At 59.7% G+C, this 10029-nt stretch carries 9 protein-coding genes and 1 riboswitch; of the genes, 7 read left to right on the top strand and 2 right to left on the bottom strand.

Annotated elements, in window-relative coordinates:
• The coding region (locus NUW23_06625) for an ImmA/IrrE family metallo-endopeptidase (GenBank protein MCR4425853.1) at window positions 1-1050 on the top strand (1050 nt) is incomplete at its 5' end.
• Here NUW23_06625 and NUW23_06630 read toward each other — a convergent pair.
• A complete protein-coding gene (locus NUW23_06630; protein MCR4425854.1) occupies window positions 1028-1876 on the bottom strand; it encodes a sigma-70 family RNA polymerase sigma factor in 849 nt (282 codons plus the stop codon). The genes NUW23_06625 and NUW23_06630 overlap by 23 nt on opposite strands.
• Window positions 1877-2044: 168 nt before the next feature.
• Window positions 2045-2133: riboswitch (cyclic di-GMP riboswitch) on the bottom strand.
• A gap of 319 nt (window positions 2134-2452) precedes the next feature.
• On the opposite strand from NUW23_06630, the gene NUW23_06635 reads away from it, so the two are divergent.
• The 6 genes from NUW23_06635 to NUW23_06660 all read left to right on the top strand — a co-directional run bounded on the left by NUW23_06635 (window position 2453) and on the right by NUW23_06660 (window position 9209).
• The gene (locus tag NUW23_06635) at window positions 2453-3499 is read left to right on the top strand and encodes a LacI family transcriptional regulator (GenBank protein MCR4425855.1); all 1047 of its coding nucleotides are present in this window, start codon (window positions 2453-2455) and stop codon (window positions 3497-3499) included.
• A 100-nt stretch (window positions 3500-3599) separates the two neighbouring features.
• Window positions 3600-4787: an ABC transporter substrate-binding protein gene (locus tag NUW23_06640; protein MCR4425856.1), complete on the top strand. Its 1188-nt coding sequence runs from the start codon at window positions 3600-3602 to the stop codon at window positions 4785-4787.
• Between the two features lie 89 nt (window positions 4788-4876).
• Window positions 4877-5749, top strand: a complete 873-nt coding sequence (locus NUW23_06645; protein MCR4425857.1) for a sugar ABC transporter permease — start codon at window positions 4877-4879, stop codon at window positions 5747-5749.
• A 4-nt stretch (window positions 5750-5753) separates the two neighbouring features.
• Window positions 5754-6587, top strand: a complete 834-nt coding sequence (locus NUW23_06650) for a carbohydrate ABC transporter permease (protein MCR4425858.1) — start codon at window positions 5754-5756, stop codon at window positions 6585-6587.
• A gap of 29 nt (window positions 6588-6616) precedes the next feature.
• Window positions 6617-7864: a glycosyltransferase gene (locus NUW23_06655; protein MCR4425859.1), complete on the top strand. Its 1248-nt coding sequence runs from the start codon at window positions 6617-6619 to the stop codon at window positions 7862-7864.
• Window positions 7865-8168: 304 nt separating this feature from the next.
• The gene (locus NUW23_06660; protein MCR4425860.1) at window positions 8169-9209 is read left to right on the top strand and encodes a YncE family protein; all 1041 of its coding nucleotides are present in this window, start codon (window positions 8169-8171) and stop codon (window positions 9207-9209) included.
• A gap of 378 nt (window positions 9210-9587) precedes the next feature.
• Here the strand turns inward: NUW23_06660 and NUW23_06665 are convergent.
• Window positions 9588-10029 (bottom strand): hypothetical protein (locus NUW23_06665; protein MCR4425861.1); only part of this gene is annotated, 442 nt, incomplete at its 5' end.

Raw genomic sequence — 10029 nt, forward strand, 5'->3', positions numbered from 1 at the left:
ACTCAAACAGATTTGGCGGGGCGCATGGGCAGGCCCATCAAGACTATCAACGAAATCATCAAAGGGAAGGCATCAATAACCCCGGATACCGCTATTCAGTTGGAGAATGTTCTTGGAATACCCGCGCGCTTCTGGTTGGAGCGGGATCGGCACTATCAGGAATTCTTGGCGCGAAGGAGGTCCAGAGAGGAACTGGATTCACAAAAGGAATGGCTCAAGCGGCTTCCAGTCTCTTCGATGGTGAAGCTTGGGTGGATGCCGAGGCATGCCGATCCGGCAGACCAGGTGAAGGCGGCGCTTGAGTTCTTCGGTGTAGCATCTCCGACCGCTTGGGAGAGTGTGTGGCTGCAGCGTAATGCGGCTGCCAGGAAGTCCGCTGCTTTCAATGCGGACCCTGGGGCGTTTGCAGCTTGGCTGCGACGAGGAGAACTGGAGGGCAGGGCGATTGAGTGTGCCGCGTACGGGCGGAAGAAGTTCAGACAGGCGTTGCGCGCAATCAGGGGATTGACTCGTGAAACCCCGGAAGTGTTCCTTCCGGAGCTGCAGAGGCTATGCGCAGATGCGGGCGTGGCTGCGGTGTTTGTTCCCGAATTGCCTGGGTGCCGGGCATCCGGGGGGACTCAGTGGGTTGGCGCATCCAAGGCCGTGATCCAGCTGAGCGCTCGCTATAAGACCAATGATCAGCTTTGGTTCACCTTCTTCCACGAAGCAGGGCATGTTCTCTTTCATTCCAAGAAGGCCATTTTTGTTGATGACGGACAGATCAGCGATGAACTCGAAGCTGAGGCGGATCAATTCTCCGCGGATCTCCTCATCCCTCCCCAGCGATATACTGAGTTCCTGTCTCAGCGAGGTCGGATCAGCAGCTCTCGAGTCCAGAGGTTTGCTGATGACCTCGGCATTGCTCCCGGCATCGTGGTTGGCCGGTTGCAGCACGACGGGGTCATCTCTTTCGACATGCTGAACGGCCTTAAAGACCGCTTCGAACTCATCCAGGCGGATTGCCGCAATCAATTCCTCCCCAACCCTAGACCGCTATCTGAGCCCTGAGTCGCTCCATCCGGCCGCGGAGTCTGGTTATTGCTTTCGTTCGCACCCGGGTGACTCGCGATTCTGAGACGTGGAGCATGTCTGCAATCTCGCCCATGGAAAGCCCGTCGTAGAAGAATGCCCTGATGACTGCGGCTTCCCGGCCAGGCAGGGAGTCCACTGCCTCAGCCAGTATGGCTTCGGTCTCCGACTCCTGGAAGCAATCCGCGGGATCGGGGCCTGACGGGCTCCGGAGGAAGTCATACATAGTGCAATCCGTGTCCGCTTCCGTCGGGCTTGCGAGCGCGTCCAGGGACACGCATATCGATCTTCCTATGTCCTGCAGCCACTCGTATACGGTGGACACGTCGCTGTGGAGGAACGCCGCGATGTCCTGTATTCGGGATCGCCGGTTCGAGGAAGTCTCGGCGGTCTGGGGCGTGTATGCGGTCGTGTCTGAGTCTGCGGTCGCGCCTGCGGTGACGACCGCGGCCCGAGCTGCCTCTGCCGCCGAACTGGCGCGCTCTATGGCGCGGGCCTTCTGCCGTACTGACCTGGGTACCCAGTCCATGCGTCTTAGATAGTCCAGTATGGCCCCGCGGATGCGTTTGGCAGCGTAGAATTCGAACCTGACGCCATGGGCCGGGTCGTAGCTGTCAATTGCTTCCATCAGCCCTATCACGCCGCAGCTGATGATGTCCTCGCGGTCGATTCCAGGGATCCAGGGCCTGGGAATCCCGCGGGCAACGCGCTTGACCAGAGCCATGTGGAGGAGAGTCAGGGATTGCTTGATCTTGGGGTCGCGCGACTCTCTGTACCGCTCAAGCAACGCCGTCCCGTCGTGCATCTTACCGGTCCTCCTCTCACAGCCGCGGCGGACGCCTGCGTTCCATGCCGCGCTCTTCGCTGCTGCCGCCGGAGGGAGATGCGCGCCGGACGTCATACCAAGGCGCGCTGACTAGATAACGAAGAGACTCTTCTCGAAAGGGAAGAGTCTCGGGAGTTCCCGGCCCCTTTCGGCAGCCCGGCTGGCATAGGAACCATGGTTCCTGCAGCCCCGTGGCTTTGCGGCCCCGTCTTTCGGCGGGTGTGCCTTATTCGTATGGGACATCGATCCGATACGCGTGTTGTTGCCGAATAATTCAACACTCATTCGTTTTTTCCTTCTGTTCGAGTTGGTCTCGGGAAAGGAGAATTCGTCTCCTGGCGAGGCGGCGGAGGGATCTTTCCCCGCTGACAGCAGCCCACGCCACATCGTACTCTATAACCCCACAATTTTCCGCGGATAGAGCAGGAATGGACACATGTCCGTCGAACGTAACAACCGGTTGCACAAACTGGGAAGTGTCATGCGAGAATTGCAGCTAATCATCGATATGCTACGCAGCGCAACCGTTTGCACAACGGAAGGGGCCGAACTGTCATGAGGCCGACTTTGCAGGATATGGCTGACATCCTCAAGGTGTCCAAGTCAACGGTTTCGAGGGCACTCGCGGGTGACTCCCGCACTAGCCAAGGGACACGAGAGCGGGTGCGTGCACTTGCGGAACGGTTGGGTTACCGGCCACACCCTGTGGCGCGAGGGCTTGCCACGAGGCGGACCAACACTATTGGGCTCGCAGTTCCATGTGCCCCCAGATCCCTGTCGGACCCTTTCTATCTCGAGTTCCTGGGGAGTGTCGGGGACTACGCGATGAAGAAAGGATGCAGCCTCCTCCTGTCCGCAATGGAGGGGGATGATGCCGGCGCCCGCCGTTCCCACATGGAACTGGCGGACCCAGCCCGCGTCGACGGAATGATACTGACCGAACCCAAGCAGAGGGACGAACGCGTGTCGGTCCTGCGCGAGATGGGGCTCCCTTTTGTGTTCCTCGGCTTCTGCCCTGACCCTGCGGTCTCTTGGGTGAGTGGCGACAACAGGGAAGGGGCGGCAAAAGCCGTAAGGTACCTGATCGAGCTTGGCCACAAGAGGATCGGATGCATTACAGGGCCACTGGATCAGACGGCGTCAGCCGCAAGATACGGCGGTTACGAGCAGGCCCTTTCCGAGGCCGGCCTCCGGGTGGACCGCAATCTCGTGATCTCGGGGGACTTTACCCAGGCTGGAGGGCATGAGGCGATGCACGAGCTCCTCTCAGGCGGTCTTGGCATCTCTGCGGTCTTTGTGTCCAACGACGTCATGGCCTTTGGAGCGCTCAAAGCCCTGCGCGAGGAAGGCCTGTCTGTTCCGGCCGACATCTCAGTTGTTGGCTTTGACGGCATCTCGATGTCTCGGTACACCGATCCGTCTCTCACGACTGTAAGGCAACCCATTGCAGAACTGGGACGCAAGGCGGTGGAGATCCTCATCACGATGATTGAGGGGGGCTCCTCCCTGCCTGCCCACTTGACTCTGCCTGTTGAGATTCAGGTGGGAGAGTCGTCCGGACCTGCGCCGGCGGTCAGCGGTGTAGGCGCTGTGATGGGCTGATTTCCCCCGGAACGGAGGTGGTAGTCGAGGGATCCTGTGATTCCGCGGTCAGAAAAGAACTGTCTGCGAAGCCCGAAAAACCGATACGGAGGGGAGAAAGATGCAAAGAAAAGTACTGACCTTGGCTCTGGCGGTGCTTATCTGCGCAAGTTTCAGCATCTCCGCGGCGGAGAAGAAGCTCACGGTGATAGGCGGTTGGTCGGGACCGGAGATGGACGCATTCCTGCCAGTACTTCGGGCGTTCGAGCAGGAGACAGGCATAAAGGTAGACTACCAGATCTACAGGGCTGAAGACTTGGCCATTCTCCTTCCTGCTCAATTCGCCGCTAAGACTGCCCCTGCCGATGTGATCTTCATGTGGGCGTGGTTCATCAATAAGCAGGCGCAAGCCGGCCACATCCTGGATGTGACAGGGCAGATCCGCGAGGCCGACTTCCTCATGGGTGCTCTCGATCCCTTGAAGGTCGGGAACAAGATCTACGGCACGGTCTACACTGGCAAGGTGAAGCCCGGGTTCTGGTACAGAAAGTCGTTTTTCGCCAAGCACGGGCTTGAGGTCCCCACCACTTGGCCTGAGTTCACAGATCTTCTCGCGAAGATCAAGAAGATACCCGGAATCAAGGCCCCGATAGTGAGCGGGGATGGAGTGGGCTGGCCGCTTTCTGACGTGACGGAACACTTCATTGCGACGTTTGGCGGCCCTGAGCTACACAGGAGCCTTGCGGCGGGCAGTATCTCGTGGACAGATCCCGTGGTCCGGGGGATCTTCGAAGGCAGGCTGGTTCCGCTGCTCAAGGCGGGGTACTTCAGTGAACCGATCGAATGGACCATGGCCCTCGATCTGTGGTGGGGCGGGGACTATGCCCTGTACTTCATGGGGAGCTGGATCACGGGCATGGTCAAAGACCCGAACGATCTGGGCGTGTTCTCACTTCCGGGTGCCATGGGGGTAGTGTTCGCCACGGACTACGCGTTCGTTCCGGCCTACACCAAGGCTCCGGCTGAGGCGAAGAGACTCCTCGAGTTCCTCGGCACCAAGGGCCAGGAGATCCAGGTCAAGCAGGGTGGCCACATCGCCACATATGCGAACGTTGCGCTCGATGCCTACCCGCCGGTTGACCGGGGAGTGGCGAACCTTCTCCGCGGCCGCGTCGCTCTCAGCGACTTGGATGACACGGTAGGCGGAGAGTTCCAGACAGCTTTCTGGGATCAGCTCAAGCTCCTCTGGGTGAGCCCCGGAAGGGTTGGCGAGGTCCTCGACACCCTCCAGAGGAAGTCCTCTAAGTAGGCAACCCAAAACAGCGTGCTCGCGCGCAGGGGAGGTCTCATCGGCCTCCCCCGGTCCTCTACCATCCAAGGGACGGGAGGGATCGGTCAGTGAGGGAGAAGCACGTGCGCTCGCTCTTCTTCGTTCCGGCCATTCTGCTTCTTTTGGTTTTCGTGATCTACCCGGTGGCGAACACCATCTACATAAGCTTCTTCACCCCTGAAGGCAGATTCGTCTTTCTCTCCAACTACGCGGACGTGATGTCTCAGCCGGAACTGGTGGATCCGAGAGGATTTCAGCGCGGATTTCCTTTTGGCGCGCTCGTCCACAACTTCCTGTGGGTCTTGATTCACCTTCCTCTCACTGTTTTCCTCGGCCTGATACTCGCGGTGACATTGAGGGACGTGAAGGGCGGGGCCATAATCAAGTCCGTGATATTCCTGGGCATGGTTACTCCCATGATCGTCGGGGGGATTATTCTCCGTTTCCTTTTCGATGGGAGTGTTGGGATAGTTCCATTTCTCATGAGCCTGGTGGGGTTCACCCCGAAGACTCTGACGGCTTATCCAGACACTGCACTTTTCGCACTCATCCTTGGATCGCTCTGGCTGTGGACGCCGTTCAGCATGGTGCTCTACTCCGCGGGCCTGGAGACGATACCGGACTACGTCTATGAGGCTGCGAGGATCGATGGCGCCAGCCCGGCGCGGCAGTTCTTCGCCATCACGGTCCCTATGTTGAAACCCGTGACCAGTGTAGTGGTGACCATGACGTTCCTGTGGGTCCTCAAGATCTTCGACATAGTCTTTGTCGCCACGATGGGCGGGCCAGGTGGCGCCTCAAACGTGCTCGCCTTGCAGATGTACATGTACGCGTTCCGTGAGTTCAATTTCAATGCGGCAGCGGTGGTATCCACTGTGCTGATGCTCTTGGCGCTGCTGGTGGCGATACCAATGATCAGGTCTATCAAGGCGGAGGGGTGAGCCGATGAAACGGAAGAGCAGGTCCGCGCTTGCCGTCAACGTTCTAGCCTGGCTGATAGGCCTGGTGTGGCTGATCCCGTTCCTCGGAGTCTTGATGGCGTCGTTCAGGCCGCTGTCCGAAATCAGCCGCGGATGGTGGCGGTTTGCCAGCTTCACACCGACGTTCAAGAACTTCGTAGGGGCGTGGAACCACCCTGCCGCTCCCCTGGCGCGGGGCATGCTGAATTCCCTAAAGGTTGCCATCCCTGGCACGATCCTGCCGATCCTGGCAGCCTCCACCGCGGCTTACGGGTTTGCCCGTTTCAGGTTCCGCTTGAGGGACTACCTCTTCCTCACCATCGTCATCCTGATGACTCTTCCCCAGCAGATGATCGCTATTCCCATCTACCGGATCATGCGGGACCTGGGCGCTGTCGATACCCACTTCGGGCTGGTGCTTCTACACGCGGCGTGGGGCATCCCCTGGATTCTCTACTTCATGAGGAACTTCTTCACCACCTTGCCCGTGGAGGTGGAGGAAGCGGCACGGGTGGATGGGGCGTCGGACTTCCGGATCTTCTTCAATATCATCCTCCCGATGTCTCTTCCCGCTCTGGCGTCCGCAGCGGTGCTGCAGTTTATGTGGGTGTGGAGTGACTTCTTCCTGGCCCTCATCTTGGTGTATTCACCGGATAAGCTGCTTGCAACGCAGAGGATCCCCCTTCTGCGCGGGGTGTTTCACGTGGACTGGGGTGTCCTTGCGGCAGGGGCGATACTTGTCATGATAGTCCCGATCCTCATCTTTGTGCTGCTGCAGCGTTACTACGTAAGAGGAATGGTTGGCTGGGTCTCCAAGTGAGGAGCCGGCCTCGAGCAGGAGGGATTGTGATGTTCCGGGAAGTGGATGTGCCCGCCAAGTCTCTCTTGGACCACGTGCCGCATTCGGGAGAGGATGCTGTCCGGGAGGTTGAGTCGCGCGGCCGAGCGCTCAGGGGTCTGAAGGTGCTGCATCTCAGTTCCACCTCATACGGGGGAGGCGTTGCGGAGCTTCTCTACACCATCGTGCCGCTTCTGCGGGACGCGGGGATCGACGCTCACTGGTATGTGATCGAGGGTGCGCCTGAAGCATTCTTCGAAGTCACCAAAAAGATACACAACTCGCTTCAGGGCATGGCGGCTCCGCTTTCCGAGACAGAATGGAATCTCTATGTCGAAGTCAACCAGGCGCTTGCCTCGGGCTTCCCCAGCGATGACTGGGATGTGGTGGTGGTGCACGACCCCCAACCCGCCGCCGTCCGGCATTTCCTCCGCCAATCCCCTCTGGCGGGCCTGTCGGGGTGCCGCTGGTTCTGGCGGTGCCACATAGACATCTCCCAGCCTCTCGAGTCGACGTGGCGGGGACTCCACCCTTACGTGAACTTGCACAACGGGGTTATCGTGACAACAGGAGCGTACGGACGGCCTGAGATTTCCGTGCCCATCCACGAGATAGCGCCTTCCATAGACCCCACAAGCCCTAAGAACGTCGTGAAGAGTGAGCTGGAGGTGCGCGAGACACTGGCCGCTTTTGGGCTGGATCCATCAAGGCGGATGATCGTGCAGGTGTCCAGGTTTGACCCGTGGAAGGATCCGTTTGGGGTAGTGGATAGCTACCGGCTTGTGAAGGAGAAGCACCCTGACGTGCAACTTGCCCTGGTAGGCGCTATTGCGTCCGACGATCCGGAGGGGGTCAGGTTGCTCGCGGACCTGAAACGGGAGGCGGAGTCGGACCCGGACATACATGTGTTGTCGAATGAGGACGGTGTCCACGCTCCTGAGGTGGCTGCGTTCCAACTCGGGGCCGATGTGGTCGTCCAGAAATCCATGCGAGAGGGGTTCGGCCTAACCATCACTGAGGCCATGTGGAAGGCCAGACCAGTGGTGGCGGGGAGGGCGACAGGGTGTGCCTTGCAGATCACGGACGGACGCGACGGGTTCCTGGTCCGGACGACGCCGGAGTGTGCGGACAGGATAACACAGCTCCTGGAGAACCCCGAACTTGGAGAGAGCTTGGGCAGGGCGGCGAGGGAGACCGTGCGGCGGCGATTTCTTTCCACAAGGCACGTCCTCGACTACCTCACGCTCTTCGCCGGCTGAGGCGGGGGTGGACAGGGTCAATTGCCCCTCGAGATCCTCGCCGCGGGCAAGGTCGATGTTGGGAAGTTGTCGTCGGAGACGCCCCCACGTGTTGGTCACGGTGCCGTTGTCCATATAGATCCATTCATCTGGGCCGAACGCAATCTCGCACGGGCAGGTGAGGGCTCGCATCCATAAGGGACCATTGGCATGCAGGACAATGGCAGTCCAAAACGCGCATAAGACACGACCCAGCTAGACGCACATTCCGCCCTTCAGGAACATATGGATGTGTCGACACGAAACCAGTACTGGAGGGTCGGCAATGGCCAGAATGAACACCCTTGATCCGGAGAGGTTTCCATCATGTCTTAAGAAGGACGCCTCTTGGCCCAGAAAGTGGGAAGAGGCTACGATAGCCCCAGGCGCTCAAGCGGATGTGGATCTCGCCCCGGCTTGTTTCGACTGCGGAATAGCCTATGTCCCGAATTTCTTCGACAATACTGTCTCAGTCGTTGATGTCGTGAGGGCGAGAGAGGTCACAACGGTTCCCGTTGGTTCACTGCCGTACGCGGTGAGAGTCAGCCCAGATAAGAGATTCGTCTACGTTTCCAATTTCGGAGACGACACACTATCGGTCATCAGAACCTTCGACAATCAAGTCGTGGCCACAATCAACCTGGCCACGCCCTCGTTCCCTGCCAATGGTCCCGAGGGGGTGGCGGTTTCCCCGGACAATAGGTATGTGTATGTCGCTAATTTCCTGAGCGACAACATGACTGTCGTGGACGCCATTCGGCGCGTGGTTGTCACAGATGTTCCCTTCGGCACGGGCGCCGCTCACCCGGCCATAACCCCAGACGGCCTCCTTGCCTACGTCACCCTGCCCAACGCGGACGAGGTTGCGGTGGTGGATCTGAATGTAAACCTTGAAGTGGATCGGGTTACCGTAGGGACTGACCCGGAGGACATAGACATTGCCAGGCGCAAACCTCTCGCGCTCGTGGCCAACCAGGTGAGCGACGACGTGACCGCCATCAACACCGCGCTGGCCGCAGCCTCCGGGACGCCGATCCCCGTGGGAAGCGTTCCTACAGGGGTGGCGACCGCTCCTTCCGAGCAGGTTGCCTATGTGACCAACCAGGGTTCGGGCACGGTATCGGTGGTCAACATATTCACCCACAGCCAGGTAGGAACGATCACCGTCGGCAACTCTCCAATCGGAGTAGACACCACGGGAGGCGGTCGGTTCGTCATCGTCTCGAATTTCGCGGATGACACCGTATCCATAGTGGACGCAGCGCAAAGCCTCGTGCAGGCAACGGTCCCTGTTGGCAGTGGTCCGCTGTTCCTGGCGGTGCTCTAGAGTGTAAAGGTTCCACGTCGGCGAATCTCAGAATCTCACTTCAGCGAATCCACCAGGGCCGGGGCGTGTTGCGCCCCGGCCCTCGCCTCCTTCCCACCACTTTGCCGCTTGGTCCCGGCGGGGCGCGGCGTTTGAGACTTGTGGCCATAAGCTGGCCGCGGAACCTGACCCCAGATCAGGCGGCTCCAAAACATGTGTCAACCGGCTGTGATTTAGTCACCTCTTTTCGGACTTGATCCGTCTGAGAAAATGTCACCCTCATGCTCGTCCTCCCGCTGACCGTCTGGGAATCATGCTCAGACTCGCGGGTGTGCCAGCGCTACCAGGGACCTGCAGAACAACGCTCGCGCCGGACTTTGGCTCGCGGGCCCGGCATCTTCAGTTGGCCCGGGAGCGGGAGGGCGTTGTCCACGTGAGCCCCAGGCTCTGCGTGCCTGGAGGCGGCCAATGCCCGATTCCGCGCTTTATGCACACTCGAGCCCCGGGCGCGATCCGATCCCGAATCATCTCGTCGAACCCGACTCGGGATTCACCAGGCACGAGCTCAGCTGCCATGTTCCCGAACCGATCGAGGGCAAACAGGACATAGACCCTCTCTGAGCGAGGGTTGAGGAACAGGATGTGGCGGGATCCTGGCTTTCGGTTCATCGCATGGGCACTCCGGGCCTCCGGAGAGCCCTTGTGGCACTTAACCATGACGAGCTGATGCGTCTCCACGATCCCCGAGAGCCTAGTCCGGGCGTAAGTCCCAGCTAGCCTGGAGATGACTTTGTGTCTCCAGGCGAACGCGGTGTTCTTGGAGATCCCTAAGAGCCTTGCA

Source organism: Bacillota bacterium (assembly GCA_024655925.1).
Classification (GTDB): Bacteria; Bacillota; DTU025; order DTU025; family JANLFS01; genus JANLFS01.